This is a genomic window from Fluviispira sanaruensis (assembly GCF_004295685.1).
Lineage (GTDB): Bacteria > Bdellovibrionota_B > Oligoflexia > Silvanigrellales > Silvanigrellaceae > Silvanigrella > Silvanigrella sanaruensis.
In genome coordinates this window covers 3,208,948-3,229,026 of record NZ_AP019368.1, presented here as the reverse complement: position 1 = coordinate 3,229,026, position 20,079 = coordinate 3,208,948, and the positions used below count along the sequence as shown (strand labels likewise).

General features: G+C 34.2%; 17 protein-coding genes. 9 read left to right on the top strand and 8 right to left on the bottom strand.

The genetic code is table 11. From position 1 onward, the window contains the following. Positions 1-115 precede the first annotated feature (115 nt). On the top strand, positions 116-772 hold the full coding sequence (locus tag EZS29_RS13655; protein WP_130611912.1) for a helix-turn-helix domain-containing protein: 657 nt from the start codon (positions 116-118) through the stop codon (positions 770-772). A gap of 509 nt (positions 773-1,281) precedes the next feature. Here the strand turns inward: EZS29_RS13655 and EZS29_RS13650 are convergent. Next, a complete protein-coding gene (locus EZS29_RS13650) occupies positions 1,282-1,680 on the bottom strand; it encodes an acyl-CoA thioesterase (RefSeq protein ID WP_130611909.1) in 399 nt (132 codons plus the stop codon). 696 nt (positions 1,681-2,376) lie between these two features. On the opposite strand from EZS29_RS13650, the gene EZS29_RS13645 reads away from it, so the two are divergent. Both EZS29_RS13645 and EZS29_RS13640 read left to right on the top strand, forming a co-directional pair. Continuing rightward, entirely contained in the window at positions 2,377-3,696 is a 1,320-nt protein-coding gene (locus tag EZS29_RS13645) for an IS701 family transposase (protein ID WP_130606299.1), read from the top strand. Between the two features lie 82 nt (positions 3,697-3,778). Further along, on the top strand, positions 3,779-4,549 hold the full coding sequence (locus EZS29_RS13640) for a DUF1028 domain-containing protein (RefSeq protein WP_130611906.1): 771 nt from the start codon (positions 3,779-3,781) through the stop codon (positions 4,547-4,549). A gap of 7 nt (positions 4,550-4,556) precedes the next feature. On the opposite strand, the gene prmC is transcribed toward EZS29_RS13640, so the two are convergent. From prmC to rpmE, 3 genes are all read right to left on the bottom strand, one after another. Then, positions 4,557-5,489, bottom strand: coding sequence for a peptide chain release factor N(5)-glutamine methyltransferase (gene prmC / locus EZS29_RS13635; protein ID WP_172603962.1), 933 nt, complete (start codon positions 5,487-5,489; stop codon positions 4,557-4,559). A 1-nt stretch (position 5,490) separates the two neighbouring features. Beyond that, the gene (gene prfA, locus EZS29_RS13630) at positions 5,491-6,564 is read right to left on the bottom strand and encodes a peptide chain release factor 1 (RefSeq protein ID WP_130611899.1); all 1,074 of its coding nucleotides are present in this window, start codon (positions 6,562-6,564) and stop codon (positions 5,491-5,493) included. Between the two features lie 126 nt (positions 6,565-6,690). After that, positions 6,691-6,912, bottom strand: a complete 222-nt coding sequence (gene rpmE / locus EZS29_RS13625) for a 50S ribosomal protein L31 (RefSeq protein ID WP_130611896.1) — start codon at positions 6,910-6,912, stop codon at positions 6,691-6,693. Between the two features lie 288 nt (positions 6,913-7,200). On the opposite strand from rpmE, the gene EZS29_RS13620 reads away from it, so the two are divergent. Beyond that, the gene (locus EZS29_RS13620) at positions 7,201-7,767 is read left to right on the top strand and encodes a GIN domain-containing protein (RefSeq protein ID WP_130611893.1); all 567 of its coding nucleotides are present in this window, start codon (positions 7,201-7,203) and stop codon (positions 7,765-7,767) included. On the opposite strand, the gene EZS29_RS13615 is transcribed toward EZS29_RS13620, so the two are convergent. Together EZS29_RS13615 and EZS29_RS13610 are read right to left on the bottom strand one after the other, a co-directional pair. Further along, a complete protein-coding gene (locus tag EZS29_RS13615) occupies positions 7,759-8,421 on the bottom strand; it encodes a lipoate--protein ligase family protein (protein ID WP_130611890.1) in 663 nt (220 codons plus the stop codon). The two genes, EZS29_RS13620 and EZS29_RS13615, sit on opposite strands and share 9 nt — an antisense overlap. Before the next feature lie 10 nt (positions 8,422-8,431). After that, positions 8,432-9,097, bottom strand: coding sequence for an HAD family hydrolase (locus EZS29_RS13610; protein WP_130611887.1), 666 nt, complete (start codon positions 9,095-9,097; stop codon positions 8,432-8,434). 159 nt (positions 9,098-9,256) lie between these two features. Here EZS29_RS13610 and fabF point away from each other — a divergent pair, with 159 nt between their 5' ends. Next, the gene (gene fabF / locus EZS29_RS13605) at positions 9,257-10,501 is read left to right on the top strand and encodes a beta-ketoacyl-ACP synthase II (RefSeq protein ID WP_130611884.1); all 1,245 of its coding nucleotides are present in this window, start codon (positions 9,257-9,259) and stop codon (positions 10,499-10,501) included. A gap of 11 nt (positions 10,502-10,512) precedes the next feature. On the opposite strand, the gene EZS29_RS13600 is transcribed toward fabF, so the two are convergent. After that, positions 10,513-11,208 (bottom strand): YjjG family noncanonical pyrimidine nucleotidase, encoded by a 696-nt coding sequence (locus EZS29_RS13600; RefSeq protein WP_130611881.1) that lies wholly within the window; start codon positions 11,206-11,208, stop codon positions 10,513-10,515. 77 nt (positions 11,209-11,285) lie between these two features. Here EZS29_RS13600 and EZS29_RS13595 point away from each other — a divergent pair, with 77 nt between their 5' ends. Continuing rightward, complete coding sequence (locus tag EZS29_RS13595; RefSeq protein ID WP_130611878.1) at positions 11,286-12,614, top strand: putative Na+/H+ antiporter; 1,329 nt, start codon at positions 11,286-11,288, stop codon at positions 12,612-12,614. A gap of 362 nt (positions 12,615-12,976) precedes the next feature. Here EZS29_RS13595 and EZS29_RS13590 read toward each other — a convergent pair whose 3' ends face one another. Then, positions 12,977-14,869, bottom strand: coding sequence for a S9 family peptidase (locus EZS29_RS13590; RefSeq protein ID WP_130611875.1), 1,893 nt, complete (start codon positions 14,867-14,869; stop codon positions 12,977-12,979). A 126-nt stretch (positions 14,870-14,995) separates the two neighbouring features. Between EZS29_RS13590 and EZS29_RS13585 the strand changes: the two genes are divergently transcribed. The 3 genes from EZS29_RS13585 to carB all read left to right on the top strand — a co-directional run bounded on the left by EZS29_RS13585 (position 14,996) and on the right by carB (position 20,078). Beyond that, positions 14,996-15,712: a TVP38/TMEM64 family protein gene (locus EZS29_RS13585; RefSeq protein ID WP_130611872.1), complete on the top strand. Its 717-nt coding sequence runs from the start codon at positions 14,996-14,998 to the stop codon at positions 15,710-15,712. Positions 15,713-15,829: 117 nt separating this feature from the next. Beyond that, positions 15,830-16,960, top strand: a complete 1,131-nt coding sequence (gene carA, locus EZS29_RS13580; RefSeq protein WP_130611869.1) for a glutamine-hydrolyzing carbamoyl-phosphate synthase small subunit — start codon at positions 15,830-15,832, stop codon at positions 16,958-16,960. Further along, complete coding sequence (gene carB / locus EZS29_RS13575; protein WP_130611866.1) at positions 16,953-20,078, top strand: carbamoyl-phosphate synthase large subunit; 3,126 nt, start codon at positions 16,953-16,955, stop codon at positions 20,076-20,078. Before carA ends, carB begins: the two co-directional genes overlap by 8 nt. Position 20,079 lies beyond the last annotated feature (1 nt).

The window sequence follows — 20,079 nt, the reverse complement described above, 5'->3', positions numbered from 1 at the left end:
TCTTGTCAGAATAATAGCAATCATAGCTCTTTTTCAGTATAACTTTTATACGTGAGAATATACTATATATATTTGTCACACTATTAAACAAACTAAAGTAAGATGCGTGAGAGATATGAGAGATAATAATAAATTAGATACAATAGGTAAAAGAATAAACTTCATTCGCTCAATTTTGCAAGTAACAAGAGCTTACCTTCAACACAAATATAATATCTCGGCAAGTTCTTTAAAAGTATGGGAGCATGACAAAATAGTTCCATCAAAAACGAGCATTGAAACACTGATTTACGCATACAATAATGAAGGAATTGATGTTTCAACTGAATGGCTTGAAGAAGGTGGCGATAATATCCCAAATTTGCCGCAATTATCTGTTACAAATGACATTCCAGAGGATAATAATAAAGATTTAGAGTTAATCTCAAGCGACGATCACAGGGCATTGATCGAAATTAAAAAAATAACCTCATTATATAGCGACTGTATTTATATGTATTTGTCAGATGATTCAATGAATCCTCGATATGTTGCAAACACGTGGTTGATTGGAAGGAAAAAACTACTATCAGAATCCTTCGGTCATGATTGCATCATTAAATTTGTGGATAGCGAAACGTTGACATTTAGGCGATTAATAAAAAATAAGAAAGATTTATGCACACTTTTTGTACTTAATCCGATCAACGGGATCTATGATCCAAATATAACATGCCCTTTTTCACAAATTGAATCTGTTGCTCCTGTAACTTGGACTCGAAATCTATTTTAAAATGTTTCATGACAATAATTTTACTCATCAGATGTATTTTTTTCATAATGAATCTTTTTTTTATAGCGAAATCTATTTCATCAAATTTTTTATAATTTGTATAAAAATTTGACGAAAAAGATCTATAATTCGAATGCTCAAGATAACTTACGCCTCTATTTATTTCAAACTTTTGTTTATAAATCAATATTTCTTTATGCATCTTACTTGAATAATCAAATGAAGAAATTAAAAACGTTCTCTCATTGTGTTTAATTTTATTAACGATACAATTATCATGGAAGTTAAAAGAATTTTTCCAAACATAATCATGTTTAAAAATTATTTTTCCAGCTTCTTCATCTTTTTTCATAAAATCATACCACTCAGGACGAGATGTAAAAGAATAAGCTAAATTGCTTTTATAGTCATTAAACCCAAAGGAAAAATAGTCAATATCGTAAAGATGTAATTTCATATCATATATTAATCTATGAATTTTTTTTGAAAGTTCATTATTTAGTAGTAAATCATGTTTCATTTTTTTTCTCTAATAAGCTTATTAATTCCTTTGGAACTCTACAAACTCTATTTTTTTCTGCATCATACGTGACCATTTTGATTTTAGCTTCAGCATGTATATCATTAGATAATTTAGATTTAAATACATAAAATAAATCGAAACTTGCTCCATCAATTTTTTCTAAATACTGCTCTAAAATTAATGAATTTGGATATCTATACGGTTTTTTAAATGATATATGACAGTCATGCAAAATTAAATGAGTTTTATTTGTCAACGAATATTCCCAAAAATATTTAGCCCTTGCCTCTGTCATGAAATCAAAATATTTAGAGTTATTCAGGTGATTATATGGATCTAAATCAACCCATCTAATTACTATTTCAAGTGTATTTAAAATACTCATATATTCTCCTTAAACAGCTTTAATGCTTTTATATAAATAATTCTAGATAAAGACTCTTTATAAGAAAAAAATACTGCCTATCTTAAAGTTTTTTAATTGAAAAAACTCTGATTATATTATCTTCAATCAAGATAATATCTATATAAATATTCGTTTACTTTTCTCACTACAAACCTCCATAATAAACATTATTAATCTATAATAAAAATATTTATTTTTTGCAAATTTATATTAATATTTTATTGGTAATCTAATCTTTATTTTTAGACTGCGGCAAATTGCGTCTAAGCAGACGACTCCATTTTATAGTTTTCATTAGTAGATGTGATTCATGAAGATTAGCAAAGTCAATATACAGAGAATCTAAGAGCTCCTTCTTATCTACTATTTGTATGTTTTTTGTTCCCTTTCCAATCTTAGTCTTGCCTATCATGGCTCAACTCTTAACTGCTTTTACAAAAGTTTCCTTGATCTGATCTCTGGTAAAAATTGAATCATGACTTGCGAAGCGCTTAAAATTTCTTTATATTCCATGATGGTACCTTTTTTTGGTTTTATTAGTCGAAAACAAAGGTAACATCCTCTTAAAAATAATCAATTTCCTCTAAAAATCATGTTGGACAGCTTCTAATACTACTTCGTTAATTAAAAATATGTTATATTTAAGTCCTCGAAATATTTTTTTGAGGTTGAATCATGAAAATAGCAAATATAAAAGATCTTTCATTAAAAGTTTCACAATTTATCGATGGTTTTAGATCGGTTTTTAAAAGAAATGATAGAGTACATTGGTGTAAAACTTACATATATGGATTGATATTAGATGGCGAGAGAAAATCTATAGGAGCAATGGCATCAAGAATTTCAAATGCAAATGAACAGTCTTTACAGCAATTTGTTAATCAAAGTCAATGGTCTTTTCATGAGCTTATTATAAGTTTAAATAAATATATGATTAATAGACTGAAAATGAATGAATTTATTTTTTCTCTCGATGATACAAGTCTTCCAAAAAAGGGGGATGAGAGTGTTGGTGTATCAAGACAATATTGTGGAGTTCAAGGTAAGATTTCTAACTGTCAAGTAATTGTTACCTTACATGCGATTTCTAATAAAATACATTTTCCAGTTACTGCAAGGCTATATTTGCCAGATGGATGGATTAAAAATTCAAAAAAATTAGATAAAGTAAAAGTACCTTTAGAGGAAAGAAACTTCAAAGAAAAGTGGAGAATAGCACTTGATTTGATTGATGAAAGCATCCAGTTATTCAAAATAAAATCATTAGTTTTTGACGCAGCTTATGGGTGTAATAGAAATTTTCTAAATGAACTTGATAAGAGAAAAATAAATTTTGTAGGACATATTAGAAATAACGAGAAATTTTGGTCAAAGAATATTCCAATAAAAAGTGTAGTTCCGAGAAAACGCAATTTACAAACAAAACTTAGAGATTATGACAATCCTGTAGATAATAGATATAAGCCCCGCTCTGCTTTAAGGATAGCAGAAGAGTTATTTTCAAAAGGAAGTAATATCAAAATAATTCAAATCCGACGGAAAAATGAAAATATAAAAGTAGAATATGTTGCTACAAGAGTTATGGAATGTATTTCAAGACCTTGGCAAAAAGTTGGAAAAGAAAGATGGCTTCTAGTTGAAAAAAGAAAAGATGGAGTTTTAAAATATTATATTTCAAATTATTCAAAAACTTATCCAAAAGATGAAATAATAGAACTCATGCATAAAAGATGGAAAATTGAACAGGGATACCAGATTTTAAAAGAAGAATTGGGTCTTGATCATTATGAAGGGCGTTCGTGGTTAGGATTGCATCACCATATAGCTTTATGCTTTTTAGCATATTATTTTATAAATGAATTCGATAAAAAAAAACTTGAGATCTCATTTTCTGCTGTAAGGCGATATATAAATCGTATTTTTCAAACTATTTTTTGTCCATTTTGTGATAATACTTTTCCTTGCTTTCCTAAGCTTATTTTAAATACTTCTTAGATTTAACGAAGTAGTACTAATGATAATGCAAAAATTATTGGTTGGAAAAGATTAACAAAAACTAAAATAAAGGATTAATTATATGACATTCTCTATAATAGCTTTTGATAAAAATAAAAGTGAATATGGAATTGCAATCTGCTCAGCTATCCCTTTTATAGGAAAGTATGCTGCATTTCATTTTAAAAATCAAAGTTTAATCGCGGCTCAAGGTAAGCAAGATCCTTGCACTGCATATAGTATTAGAAACTTATTGAATGACAATGAGAACAGTACAAATATTTTGAATTATCTTAAGAAAAATGATCCTTCATTTCAGCGAAAACAACTTGCTGTTCTCGATCTGAAAAAATTTCAATTTTTCAGTTACACGGGAGAAGATCTAAAAATGACATCGAATGAATATTCAAAAACATTTGGGGATATTATAATGGGAGACAATTATATTATTTCTGGAAACTGTTTATTGTCGATAGAAACTCTCACTAATATGGAAAATAGTTTTAAGAGCTCAGCAAGTGAATCCTTAGACACACGATTATTGATGGCACTTAAAGCCGGTAATATTTCTCAAGCAGATTTTAGAGGCAGGCAATCGGCAGCTTTATATTATTTTAGATCGGAACATGAGTATCCAATTCGCACAATCGATGTCGATGAGCACAAAAATCCTGTCGAAGAACTAGAACGTATTTTTAATCTAGGAACAAAATGCTGGCAAAATGTTGTGGAACATTGCTTTTTTGATATGAAATTTGAAAGAAAATTTAAAACAATTAATGATTTTCCAGATGAAATAGTTAAATCTATAAATATTTTGAGCAAACCTGTTGCTGAAAGAAATTGTGATTAATGGAAAATCACACAACGTTCTTAACCAGAAACCTCTCTTTTCTTTCCCAATCGCAGAGTGTGAACCATTCATTTTTTGGAATTTCCCAAATAGGATGATTGTGCTGAATAATTTTTTTGCATTCGCTTTTTATTTTTTGTGGCTGCTTATCGGCCATTTCCATGGCAAAAATGGAATTCGAACTGAGTAAAGAAAAATCTTCTATATTTTTTACTATCTGTTCGCCAATAAAGAGGCCTTCATCCGCAGCAACTAAAGCCAATTTTGGTTCAAATTCTTTCACGGTGTGTTCAAGTGAATGCCATTCTTTTTCTGTTACGTAAGGTGGGTTCGCTACGACTATGTCGAAAGCTTTGTATTTTGTTTTTAATTCTTGAAATATTTCTAATTGGGTTAAATCGGCTAGGAGCCATTCAACATTGTGGACAGAATTGAGTTCGGCATTTATTTTTGCCACAGCCAAAGCTTCAGTAGAAATATCAACCCCAATCACTATGGTTGTGGGAAATGCTTTGGCAAGAGCTATGGCAAGACAGCCTGATCCTGTGCATAAATCAAGGATATATTTTAGATCGCAGTTCTTTTTATTTTGCAAGACAAAGTCGAGCATGGATTCCGTTTCGGGACGAGGGATTAAGACCCTTTTATCGACGTATAATTTTAAATTATGCCAGTACTTTTCGTTCAGAATATAAGCAACGGGCTCACCATTTAAGCGTCTTTTGACAAGAGCGCGATAGTCTCGCTTTTCTGTTTCATTGAGCGGTTTATCCATTTCAATATAAAGTTGAACTTTGGATAAATTGAGAACTTTACAGAGGAGAAGTTGAGCATCGAGAAGAGGTGTCTCTATCTTTTTTTCATGAAAATGTTTGCTCGTCCAATTGAGGATTTCTCGAATTGTCCAGAGTTTTTCTTTTTTTTCCTGCTCAACTTGCATATCAATTGCCTTCAGCTTGTAGCTTGAGTGCTTCAGCTTGGTAATGTTGGCGCAATAAATCGAGCATTTCTTGAATGTCGCCTTCCATAAATGCATCGATAGAGTGAATGGTATGGTTAATTCTGTGGTCCGTCACGCGGGATTGAGGGAAATTATAGGTGCGTATGCGTTCGCTTCTGTCCCCTCTTCCCACTTGCGAGCGACGTTCTTCGGAAAAGGCTTTTTCTTTCTCGATTTCAGCAGCTTCAAGAAGTTTGGCTTGGAGAATTTTCATCGCCTTTGAGCGGTTTTTTATTTGTGAGCGTTCATCTTGGCAGGCCACAACAATTCCCGAAGGAATGTGAGTAATACGCACAGCAGAGTCTGTTCTATTGACGTGTTGCCCCCCTGCCCCACCCGCACGGTAGGTATCAACGCGCAGTTCATTTTCGTTGATTGTGACATCAACGTCATCCGCTTCAGGCAAAACGGCTACAGTGATTGTGGATGTATGAACACGTCCTTGGGCTTCGGTTTGTGGCACGCGTTGCACACGGTGGACGCCACTTTCGTATTTGAGAATGCTATAAACTCCCTCACCTTCAATCAGTGCAATCACTTCTTTGGTTCCGCCGAGTTCATTTTCGTTTAACGACATGATTTCGACTTTCCACCTTTTGCGTTCGGCATAGCGCATATATGCGCGGAAGAGCTGTCCTGCAAAAAGACTGGCTTCGTCTCCGCCTGCGCCGGCACGGATTTCAAGGAAAATATTTTTGGAGTCGTTTGGATCTTTTGGGAGAAGGTGGATAGATAAAGTTTTTTCGAGCTCCTCAAAGCGTTTTTTGAGCTCTTTGAGCTCTTCAAAAGCGAGATCTTGCATTTCGCCCGTGGACTCCTGGTAAAGCTCCTCGGTAGCCTTAGAATCCTCTTCTATTTTTTTAAATTCTCTATAAAGTCTAACTGTTTCCTCTAGTTCTGAGCGTTCTTTGCTGAGTTTGCGAAATTCATTGTTGTTTGAAATGATTTCAGGACGGGAGAGAAGGTTTTCCAGTTCAAGAAATCTACGTTCAATTTTAGCAAGTTGAAGCATCATAAGATAAAATTCCAGTCAGAAATGATAAAGGATTTAAAAAAAGAGACTTTATTTACTGTATATGCAAAAAGGGAGCCTCCACTAATGGATATGCTCCCTATTTAATTGCACACGCAAGCGTAAATTTTACTTACTTGTTTGACCCGCTGTTTTAGAAGCGTATTTACGATTAAAGCGTTCAATACGACCCGCTGTGTCGAGAACCTTGTGCTTGCCTGTCCAGAATGGATGGCATACGCTGCAAGTTTCTACTTTTAATGTATTTTTTGTGCTGCGAGTTTGATATACGCTACCGCAAGCGCAAATGACTTCGCATGGACCAAATTTAGGATGAATGTTTTCTTTCATGAAAAAACCTCAGTATTAGTAATAGCTTACGCTTTTGTACGACTTGCGTGATGAACTTCATGCCGTGATTGACGGCATCCGAAGATTGAATCTAGTAGCAAATGAAAAGAAGAGAGTCAACTTCTAATTGAGTGTCCTTTAAGAAATTTTGGAGAAGCTATTGACATCAAAATAGCATTTGTTACCTTAGTAATGCAGACTGCACGCACCCGTTTTTTTAATAAGCTCTTCTTAAAAATAAATAGTTATATAAATAATTATTAATAAATATTATTGAAGGATATTGAAATGAATGTATTTAATCAAAGTCGTGTTGTCCGATATTTTTCATCAATTGCTATTGCAAATAATTTTGATGTAGAAATATTTGTCGGCAAAGCACAAGGGTTAGAAGTTAAAGCTAAGGCTGATTTTTTGCCAAGGATAGTTACTGAGGTCAACTCTTTTGGTAAACTATTTATCCATATGGAGGATGGTTTTTCTCATCCTACGAGAACGCATGTTATCATACACACTCATGTATTAAATTCCTTGTTTATCAGGGACACCGTTCAAGCAAGTGTACTTGATTTACATGGCGGGGGATTTGTCTTTGAAGGAACTGATGCAAGCGAATGTTATATGAGCGGGTTTGTTGATAACTTCAAGGTAACAGCGTTTGGCAGTGCAAATATTAATGCTGTTGAATTAGAGGCTCAATCAATTTCATTATCATGCAATCATTCTTCACAGATCAGCTTATGTGCAAAACAAACACTCGTTGGCACTGCATATGGTAATTGTCATATTCGTTACAAAGGAAAACCAAGCGTTGATATCTTTAACTCTGGGCTTTCAAAAATTGCTTCATATTAGAACATCATTTTTAAAATATTGCCCTACATTTTCTTCAAAATATTTTTGGCAAAACAAAGCAAGTTCAGAAGCAGATAAAGGGCATCCTAAAGTCTGTGTGGTCGTTAAAAACTGTTCATGGGAACGACCTTCTCTGTATTCAGGTTCGCGCGATGGATGGCAGAGTAATTTAGAAATTAGATCCAAATTTGGATTTACGAGTAAACTTCCTTGATAAACAAGTAAATGTTTCTTGCGGAAAATACTTGTGCCTGCAATTTTTTTATTTATATAACTTATATCACTAATTCCTTGTTGATTTAATTTTGGGCACCCTGCTTTTTCGAGAGAATCGATCCACAAGTTATTTATCATTTGAAAATATTTACTATTTCCAAAGACATCTTTTCCATAAAATGCAAACGTAAGGATTAGACATCCGTTTCCTAAGACAACAGTTCCTCCTCCTCCTTTTCTTTGCAGAATTGGAATATTATTTTTTACGCATTCAATTTCGTTTACTTCTTTTTCTGCTTTATTTGAGCTCGATAAAACAACAACATTTTTTTGAGTCTCAAAAAAGCGAATGAGAAAAGGTGCTTTATTTGCAGCATCGAGTGAGAACTCAGGCCATAATTTCTTAGGTAAATTTAATACCCAATTGTCCATCCACATATATTTGCGATCACTTTATTATTTGGAGTAATTGTTCGTGGGTTAAGCGAGAAAGATGATCCGCTTTTGTTTCAAAACGTTCGTTTAAGTTGGTTTTTATCCAAAGAGCATCACAACCGGCGGCTTGTGCTGCAAGGAGCCCACGTTCAGAGTCTTCAATGACGAGTGCTTCGCTCGGCGAAATCTTTAAGACCTCAAGTGCTTTCAGGTAAAGATCGGGGTATGGTTTTTTGCGCATACCTGGTTCAATACCTATCACGTGGTCAATACATAATTTTTCTTTTTGTTGAGAAAGGATAAGATTTATTTCACTCGCAGGACTATTGCTCGCTATAGCATTGACATGGCCGTTTCTTTTTAAGATAGATAGAATTTCTGGAATTTCAGTATATATCTGAGCGGCTCCTTTTGAAATAAGTTCCCAATAGTGTTTTGCTTTGTCCGTTCTTATTTCTTCAAGATTGCAACTTATGTTATATGTTTCGATTTCCTTTGCGACACCTGCTCCTGTGTGTGTGAACGTCTCATAGTATTCATATTCATTGAGTGTGTGCCCGATATGTGCAAATGCTTTTGCGTACGCTAAAAAGTGTATGCGTTCAGAGTCGCATAGGCATCCGTCAAAATCCCAAAGTATTGCCTTTTTGGAAAGTATTTTGTGTTTTAGATTTAGCATTGGTGAGTTCCTTGCTCTGCGTATTTCACATAGAGTTGTTATAGTGTATACCGACAGTTGTTGGTACTCTGGCTGGCTTACAGTTATGGATAACTAGCATGTTTATTTATGATGATCTAGTCAGGATTTATAAGTCCTTTTTTTATTTGAGAGGTTTGCTTGATGAAACGTGTCGTCGTAACTGGTCTTGGAATCGTATGTCCAATCGGCAATAATTTAGAGGAATGCTGGGAGAATGCAATTGCAGGAAAAAGTGGAATTGGCAAGCTTACTACGTTTGAGCCCCCAGAAAATTGCGTGACAATTGCGGGTGAGGTCAAAAATTTTAATCCAGCTGATTTCATGGATGAAAAAGAAGCTAAAAGAAATCAACGCTTTGTTCATCTTGCCGTTGCGGCGTCAAAAATGGCGTTAGAAAATGCTCAATTGAAGCTCGACCTAAGCAATCAAAATGACATTGGGGTTGCTATTGGAGTTGGTATTGGTGCTCTAGGATATCTTGAAGATCAATCCTTCACCGCTCGTACCAAAGGGATTAAGAGAGTTTCACCATTCACAATCCCTGGCTTCATTGGCAATATGGCTGCAGGTGTCGTTTCTTTGGAAACGGGAGCTAAAGGACCAAATGTTTGCACAGCAACAGCATGTTCAAGTGCAGGACACGCCATTGGCGATGCTCTAATGTACATTCAAACAGGCAGAGCCAAAGCCATGATTTGCGGAGGAGCGGAGTCTGCATTGAGCCTCGTTGCTTTTGCTGGTTTTGGTCAGATGAAAGCTCTTTCTTCAGATTTTTCAGATCATCCAGAAAAAGCATCACGCCCTTTCGATAAAGATCGCTCTGGTTTTATTATGGGAGAAGGCTCTGGAATACTTATTATTGAAGAATACGAGTATGCAAAGGCGCGTGGAGCAAATATTATTTGTGAACTTGTTGGCTTTGGTGCATCTGGGGATGCCTATCACTTTACTTCACCAGCTCCAGGCGGAGAAGGTGGAGCGCGCGCTATGCAGCAAGCACTTAGCACATCTGGATTGAAACCTGAGGACGTAGATTATATAAATGCTCATGGTACATCTACTGGCCAAGGTGACTTGTGCGAAACACAAGCTATCAAAACCATATTTGGCGATCATGCTTATAAGTTAAATGTAAGTTCAACAAAAAGCATGACAGGTCATTTATTAGGCGCTGCAGGTGGAATAGAAGCTGTTTTCTCAGCGATGGCTATTAAAACAGGGATTATCCCACCAACTATTAACCTCGATCATCCTGACGAGCAGTGTGATCTCAACTTCACTGCCAACAAAGCCGTCCGGCGTGAAGTGAATGTGGCCATCTCAAATTCATTTGGGTTTGGTGGAACCAATGTTTGTTTAGCACTTCGTAAAATAAGAGATTAAATTTTAATCTCTTATTTTTTGTTTATAATTCTTTTAATTTCCATTAAATCATGAATAATAAAAGTTGGAATAATATCCTTGTGTGGATTTCCACCATGCGGATGATACCAACAACTATCCAAACCAAATTCTTGTGCGCCAATAATATCTGCCTCTAAATTATCACCAACCATGAGAGTATTATCTTTACGTGCATTGCCAAATTTATTCAAAGCAATTTGAAAAATCTCAGCATAAGGTTTTCGATAGCCACATTCTTCAGATATAGTTATAAAATCAAAATAAGGATTGAGTTCAGACAGTGAGAATCTGCTTTTTTGAATATTTTCAAAACCATTTGTTATGATTCCAATTTTTATTTTTGCTTCTTTTAAAAATTGACAGATTGAGAGCGCTCCTGCCTTTAAATGAGTACTTTGAGAGATTTTTTGCAAATAAATTTTACTCACTTCAGACGGATCTTGTTTGATATTATGAGCGTCAAAAATTTTTTTAAATCGTAAAATTTTCAAATCATCTTCGCTAATTAATCTGTTTTCAAGTTCTTTCCAAAGAGCTCGATTTGTTTTTTTAAATTCCGAACAGAGTACATCGGTATGGTAACTGATGGCAAAATGTGAGACGGTTTCACGAAAGGCAATTTCTTGAGATTTATTAAAATCAAAGAGAGTGTCATCAGCGTCAAAAAGAATAAAATCGTATTTCATCAAAAGATCCTTTGTTAAGTCAAAGTGAATACCTAGATTACAAAGATCTTTTCAATCTGCAAGGAAAGTTTTTCAGAATGACTATTGATTGTGTTGACAAAACTTCTATCATACCGACTTTACTTGAAAATAATGTTGTGCTTTTTTCAGTAACAACTATTTTTGTTCTGGCTGTTATCCATACATTTTGTGCAAGTCGTATCGTAGCTTTGGCGCATAAAAGACCTAAGGGTTCTATGTCCGAAAAAGTTCTCGACTTCCTGGGTGAAGTGGAAGTTGTTTTTGGTTTTTGGGCCTTTGTTTTTCTTGCTCTCCTATCCGCTTATTTAGGGATGCAATCCTCGCTCGATTATTTAAATGGAATTGATTTTAAAGAACCCATATTTGTTTTTATAATTATGTGTATGTCTGCAACAAAACCTGTTATGTTTATGGCAGATAGAGGAATTAATTTTATCTCAAAATTTTTCTCAAAAATATTTTTCGTCCCATATAAACTGGCATTATTTTCTGCTATTTTTATTTTTGGTACCTTAAGTGGTTCTCTTCTAACAGAACCAGTGGCGATGACAGTTTCTGCATTGCTGCTGCATGAGCATTTTTTTCAAAAAACAAATAATGCAAAATTTAAATATGCCATGCTAGGTCTTTTATTTGTTAATGTTTCCATTGGTGGTACCTTAACTCATTTTGCTGCACCTCCTGTTTTAATTGTAGCAGCGCATTGGGATTGGGACGCTGCGTTTATGTTTATGAATTTTGGCTGGAAATCTGCTATTGCCATAGTCACAGGAACTCTTTTAACGGCAGTTTATTTTCGCAAAGATATTATTAGGACGAATAAATTTCCAAATACGAGTGAGCGGAAACAAAGAACTCCCTATTGGATAGTAGGTGTCAATGTCGGTTTTCTTGTTTTAAGTATTGTTTATCATAAATATGTATCATTTTTAGTTCCGCTCTTCTTACTTTTTATTGGTTGGTTTGAAGTTACTAAAGAATACCAAGATTCATTAAAAATTAGAGAAAGTCTGTTGGTTGGTTTCTTTTTAGGTGGAATTGTAACTTTAGGAGCTTTGCAACAATGGTGGTTGATTCCTCTGATGAATTATTTAAATCCAACCTCTCTATTTTTTGGGGCAACAGCATTGACAGCTGTTACTGATAATGCAGCATTAACTTATTTGGGAACGCTCGTGCCTAACCTATCCGATGAATTTAAATATTCTTTAGTGGCGGGTGCCGTTGCAGGAGGGGGATTGACTGTTATTGCCAATGCGCCCAATCCTATTGGTTATGGGATATTAAATAAAAGTTGTGGTGAAGACGGAATAAGTCCGTTGTATTTATTTTTAGGATCTCTTCCATACACTGCTTTAGCCATAGTCTGTCTAACGATTTTATAAATCATTAAGAAGAAAATGTTCACTTATTTTTGGTATTCTTTCTTTCTATTTTTAAATATAAATGATTAAAAAAATTATCAATGCAAATACTTAATTATTTCGATATAAATTGCTTATTTTTATATAATTTAAAAATTTTTATAGAACCGATCTTTATGATTTTTTATTTAAAATAAGATTTATTATGAAAATAAAATAAATCCTAATCTAAATAGATGTATGAGGAAATCTTCTTTTTTTATCATATTTTTATTTGTAAAATAAAATATTTTATAGTAGTAATTAATACATAAATGCTAGGGATAAGATCAGAATTTAAAGAGAGTGAGCACAGCTCACTCTTCCCGGAAGCAACTCAAGCCTTATCTCAATACTTTTGCAAAAAATGTGAGTTCATTTTTAAGAGCTATTACAATATTATCTGCATTTTTAAATCCATGTCCTTCATTCTCAAAAATATATACCTCATTGTATATATTATTTTTTTTCAGAGCCGCTGCAATTTTATAAGTCTGACTGACATGCACTACAGAATCACTGTCGCCATGGAAAAAGATCACAGGAGCTGTGATTTTATCTGCTGAGTTGATAGGAGAACGATCGAAATAAATGTTTCTTGATTCTTTGACAGATCCGCCAAGTAAACCTTGATCATAGTAAGCTTCAAATTTATGAATATGTTCGGTCATTGCAATTAAATCTGCAATACCATATGTGCACGAACCACATTTATAAATATTTTGAAAAGCAAGTGACGCTAAAACAGTGAGCCCACCAGAACTGCTACCTGAAATAATGAGCTTATTTCTATCGGCTTTTTTTAATTCACATAAATAAAGAGCACAATCTATGCAATCTTCTGCATCCATAATTCCCCAATGACCTTTGAGATGCTCTCTATATATTTTCCCATAACCCGTACTTCCTCTGTAATTTACTTCAACAAAAGCAAAACCACGGCTGGTGTAATATTGGATTTTAGGCGTGAGCATAAAATCTGCATTTGCTGTTGGCCCTCCATGCACTTTAACAATCAGTGGAGGGAGTTCATTCTCTGTATATTTATAATGAAGATTTTTTGGCGGATAATAAAAAGCATAAGCTTTTTTTTGATCACGGGTGGGGAACTCAATTAATTCTGGCTGAGAAATAAATTCTTTATCAATAGAACTATCTATGGAATTGCGGAGAATATTTATTTTTTCTAGGTTATTTCTATCTGATAAAATAATAGCTGGTGCTAAAGTAGGGTTTCCACCTATAAAACCAACTTTATTATTTTCTCCAACAATATTATAAATACATGTGAGTGAATTATTATATTCTTTAAAGCTTTTATTTTTTAAATTAACAATACCTGTCTGCCATATGCCTTTTTCAGAGTAGCAGCAGATTATTTCCTCAACCGATAAAAATTGGAAACAGCGGGTGCCAATGATCCACATGGGTCGTCCAAAATCGCATTTTCTTTCATATATATTGATAAAACTTTCACTTGTATAATGATAAATATTCCAGAATCCTGTTTTGTCTGAAGAGACATAGAGTTCATTGTCAGGTGACCATGTTGGTTGATAATAGGCTTGATTTTGTCCTTCGGAAATATTTTTTTTATTGAGAAGGGTTCCCTCTTCCGATAGATCGGCAAGCCATAATTCCGTGGCATCCCAAGGCATGTTTGGATGATTCCATTGTAACCAGACTATTTTTTTGCCATCGGGACTGACTGTAGGATTGCTATAAAAATCAGCCCCTGTTAATAAGACATCTACGGATTTCGCTGCGACGGAAATTCTTACGATCTCAGTAGGTGGAAATTGACTTTTGCCAGTGACATCTTTGCGAATGCAATATAAATATTTATGCTTAGGATCAGAGCAGAAATCAGCATAGCGATATTCGCCAAGATTTACGATGGGGTTTATTTCTTGAGTTTTAATATTTTTTTGATAAACAAGACCTGTTTTTAAATCGGCAAAATAAAGTGTATCATTTTTAATGTAAAAAGCACCTCCACCATAGCCATGGACGGATGTTCCAATATTATAATTAATTGGAGTTTCATCGGTATATTTGTTTTCATTATAGGATACAATCACATTTCTCCCTTTGTCGGTCGGGCGTGATTCGCACCAATAGAGAATCCCTTGATCCATATGAATATCATTGAAAGAAATTGATTTACTTGCAATCATTTCTGCTGTAATGGGGGACTGCCATTTGTCAAAAGAATCGGATTGCTTTGCGCTCGACATTATTTTTCCCTTAATTCTAAGTATAATTCTTATTGCGCAAGGAAAATATTTTTTCCTTGCGTATGAACCTAAACTATACAATCGTCAATTTAAGAATGCACCCAAAAATTTTGCAAAGGAAAAGCAGTGAAAAAAAATATTTATTTTATAATTATATTGTTGATGTTTTTTGCATTAAGCCATCTTTTAAATTCTACTGGTGGGCAAAATAATGAATTCAATGAGCTTATTATGGAATCATTCAAACAGAGTGTTGCTACTCTCAAATCTGTTTTTGAGCAGAATCCAATAACTGTTTTAATCGTATTTAGTTTATCATTTTTTGTTCTAACCGTTCTTTATCTTCCTTTTACAGCGTCCGCATACGTTTTATTTGCAGGAGCTTTGTTTGGCTTTTATAAAGGAGTCATCCTTTTTACTTTTTTATTAACTTTAGCTTATACGTGTTCATTTCTTTTAACTCGCATTCTTTTTTATAAGTTTTTTAAAGCGAAAACGCAGTCTAAGATCCATAAAATAGTAAAAGGTTTTGAAAAAGATGGTTGGATATATCTTCTTTCCATTCGCTTTTCAGCAATTATACCTGGTGTGGTGGTGAACACAGGAATGGGAATCACGCAAATTCCAACATGGCAGTTTTATTTAGTGACGCAAATTGGAACTTTACCGCACGTGATTGCCTATGTTTATGCAGGAAGTAAGATTGAAGAGATACAAAATTTAAACAATATTGTTTCACCCAATTTCTTTTTGTTACTTATTGTTTTAGCACTCTTGCCTATACTTTTAAAAATACTATCCGATTTTATAATCCAGTTTAAAAGAAAATTTAAAAAGGAATAACTTGACTATTTAAATAGTTGATGTAAGAATACTCCAATTTTTGGCTCGCTGGAATTTGCAATCCCCTTGAGCTAAAAGGCTTTCTCTTTATTAATAATCAGAAAATTTGGAGTCAATATGCAAGCGATTCTTCTATTGGAGGACGGTACGGTCGTGCACGGGCAAAGTTTAGGGGCGGCTTGTGAAGTTATTGGTGAAATTGTTTTTAATACAGCTATGACAGGTTATGAAGAAGTCATTTCGGATCCTTCCTATTTGGGACAAATAGTCATTTTTACCACAAGTCATATAGGTAACACTGGAATTAATTTTGAAGACTTAGAATCCAGTCAAATGCAAGCAGAAGCTCTTATTTGCAAAGATATTTCACAAATTCCGGATAATTATCGGGCAAAATTATCTTTAGATGAATATTTAAAGAAACAAAATAAATGTGCTCTTTATGGAGTTGACACTCGTTTTCTGACACAAAAAATAAGAAATGAAGGATGTCTTAAAGGTATCATTTCAAATATTGATCACGATATAAATTCCCTCAAAGTGAAATTAGAAAAATCGCCTGTGCTGAGTCAAAAAAATCTTGTCAAAATATATAGCAATAATAATATTAAATCTATAAAGAATGTGGCAAATAAAAATAAGAAGTATAAAATTGCTGTATTCGACTTTGGTATTAAGCAAGGAATTCTCGATTCCTTGGTTGCATTGAACTGTGATCCCGTTTTATTTCCGTATAATTGTTCTGTTGAAGATATCAATGCCATCCAACCGGATGGCATTTTTTTTAGCAATGGACCAGGAGATCCTGAGCAACTTGCAAAAGATTCAAATATATTAAATGTCATGAGAAAACTTTTACCGCTTTATCCCAGTTTTGGTATTTGTTTAGGACATCAATTGATAGGTCTTGCTTTTGGTGGCAAAACAAAAAAATTGAATTTTGGTCATCATGCAACCAATCACCCTGTGAAAGTTCTTGGTAAAAATGATTCCCGTGTTTTAATCACATCACAAAATCATAACTATATTTTAGATATAGAAGATATAAATGAAATCTTTTCTATATCGCACGTGCATTTAAATGATGGAACTCTTGCTGGAATTCAGCATAAGCATTTGCCGATATTTTCAGTGCAATTTCACCCTGAAGCAAACCCAGGCCCCAGGGATGCAGAATATATTTTTCAAGATTTTATCCATGCAATGAATATAAATAAGAATAAAACGAAGGATGTGATCAATGCCTAAATTTAACGATATTAAAAAAATTCTTATTATTGGCTCAGGTCCTATTCAAATAGGGCAAGGTTGTGAATTCGATTATTCTGGCACACAAGCTTGTCTTGCCCTCAGGGATGAAGGTTATGAAGTGGTTCTTATTAATTCGAACCCTGCGACAATTATGACTGATAAAGAAACAGCAGACAAAGTTTATATAGAGCCGCTGACGCGGGATTCTATCTGCAAAATAATAGAAAAAGAAAAACCCGATGCTCTTTTACCTACAATGGGTGGACAAATTGCACTCAATTTATTTATGGATTTGCATAAAAAAGGTGACCTTAAAAAATACAGTATAAAAACAATTGGTGTGCAAGCTGCAACTGTAGACAAAGCAGAAGACCGGAGAGAATTTAAAAATTTAGTGACCTCTCTTGGTTTTGATGTTGCGCGTGGAGATCTCGTTTCAACAAAGAAAGATGCCGCGAAACTTGCTGAAGAACTTTCTTTTCCACTTATTATTCGCGCCTCATTTACATTAGGGGGAACAGGAGGCGGAATTGCTTATAACGAAAACGAATTTGTGCAACTCGTCGATGCGGCTTTTTCAGCCAGTGAGCATGCTGAAATTTCTATTGAAGAATCGATCATAGGTTGGAAAGAATATGAACTCGAAGTTATGCGTGACAGAGTAGGTAACTTTGTCGTTATTTGTGGAATTGAAAATGTAAATCCGATGGGTGTGCACACCGGCGATTCCGTGACTGTTGCACCCTGTATGACATTAACGGATAAAGAGTATCAGAAGCTCCGTGAATGTTCTAAAATTATTTTTGAAAAAATAGGCATGGAAACGGGTGGAGCTAATATTCAGTTTGCAATCAATCCACTCAATGGAAGAATGGTTGTGATCGAGATGAACCCGAGAGTTTCGCGAAGCTCCGCCTTGGTTTCAAAAGCGACAGGCTATCCCATTGCAAGAATATCAGCAAAGCTTGCAGTCGGATTCACTTTAGATGAAATTAAAAATGAAATTACTAAAGTCACATCGGCAGCATTTGAACCCACAATCGACTATGTGGTCGTTAAAGTACCTCGATGGGATTTTGAAAAGTACAATGAAAAAGACAATACCCTAGGTATTCAAATGAAATCTGTGGGAGAAGGTTTGGCTTTTGGCAGAGGATTCAAAGATGCTTTTCAAAAAGCGTGGAGAACCCTTGAAAAAAATATCGACGGTTGGCAGGGTTCAAAAAATAAATATTCAAAAACGGAACTTGAAAAATTATTACAAACACCGACTCCAAACTTATTTTCATATATAAAAGATGCTTTTTATTTAGACTTCTCTGTTGAAAAAATTCATGAATTAACTGGGGTTGGTAAGTGGTTTTTATATCAATTAAAAGATCTTATTCTGGAAGAAGTTAAATTAAGAGCTGTTGGAAAAAATTTAGAAAAATCTCAATTACATCAAGCAAAAAAGAATGGGTTTAGCAATGGGCAGATTGCTAAATTAACAGAAAATACGACAGAAGAAATAGAAAAAATATTAGTAGAATATGCAATCAAACCGACATTTAAAATGGTTGACACCTGTGCAGGAGAATTTGAAGCACAAACTCCTTATTATTTTAAAACTTATGAAGAGCAAAATGACAATCGGATCTCGCAAAATAAAAAGGTCGTCATTCTGGGGAGTGGACCAAATAGAATCGGTCAAGGGGTTGAGTTCGATTATTCCTGTGTGCATGCCGTAAAAGCTGCGCAGGAATTAGGCTATGAAGCTATTTTAATCAATTCAAATCCCGAAACTGTGAGTACAGATTTTTATATATCAGATAAACTTTATATGGAACCACTTGTTGAAGAAGATGTTCTCGATATTCTCCAAGAAGAAAATCCTTATGGAGTTTTTATTCAATTTGGTGGGCAAAGTCCGTTAAAATTAGCAAAAAAAATTGAGCAAAAAGGCTATAGAATATTAGGCACATCTTATTCTGCCATAGAACTTGCAGAAGATCGTAAACTGTTTGGCAATATATTAAATAAATTAAATATAAAAGCGCCTGCCTTTGGTACAGCAACTTGTATTGAAGATGCCTTAATAATTGCAAGTAGAATTGCATATCCCGTTTTAGTGCGCCCTTCCTTTGTTTTAGGCGGCAGGGGAATGGCAGTTGTTTTTAATGATAAAGAATTATTAAGTTACTTTAAAACAGCAATTGACATTGACTCTACTAAGCCAGTTTTAATTGATAAATATTTAGAAAATGCAATTGAGTTTGATGTGGATTTAATCTGCGATGGAAAGGATATTTTTATTCCCGCAATTATGGAGCATATTGAAGAAGCTGGGATTCATTCCGGTGACAGTTCCTGTGTCATTCCACCCTACAGTTTAAGTCAGAAAGATATTGAAAAAATTAATTCAATATCTAAAGATCTAGCCATAGAATTAAATACGATTGGTTTGATGAACATTCAGTACGCTTTATTTCAGAATGAAATTTATGTACTTGAAGTGAATCCACGCAGCTCGCGTTCTGTGCCCTTTGTGGCAAAAGCAACTTCTATTCCCATGGCAAAATTTGCCGCTTATATTTGTTTAGGAAAGAAATTAAACGAGTTAAATTTAATTTCTAATAATTCTCATGCAGAGAAATTTTGTTTTAAGGTTCCCGTATTTCCCTTTCAAAAATTCCCGAATTTTACTCCTATACTGGGCCCAGAAATGCGCTCCATCGGTGAAGTGATGGCCAGCGCCAACAGTTTTGCTGAAATGTTATATAAAGGTTATTTATCTGCAGGTTTACATATTTCTAGCAAAGGGATTGTTCTTTACTTAGGTGAGGAGAAAGATCTTGCACTTTATAAAGAAATTTTTAATCGAAAAAATATTGAGAACTTTGAGTTTATTTCCTTTGCAGAAAATAAATACGGAGTAAATGAAATTAGAGAAAATATGAAAGCACAAAAAATAGCAATGATCATCGCTCCTTTAAATAGGAAAATATGTGAGAACACACAGGTGCACTCTGAAATTGCTAAATGCGCAATTCAGCATAAAGTGTCTGTCCTTTCTACTCTGCGCTCAGTTGAAGCATTTGCAGAAGCCACATTTTTTCTAGCTAAAAGGAGTTAAT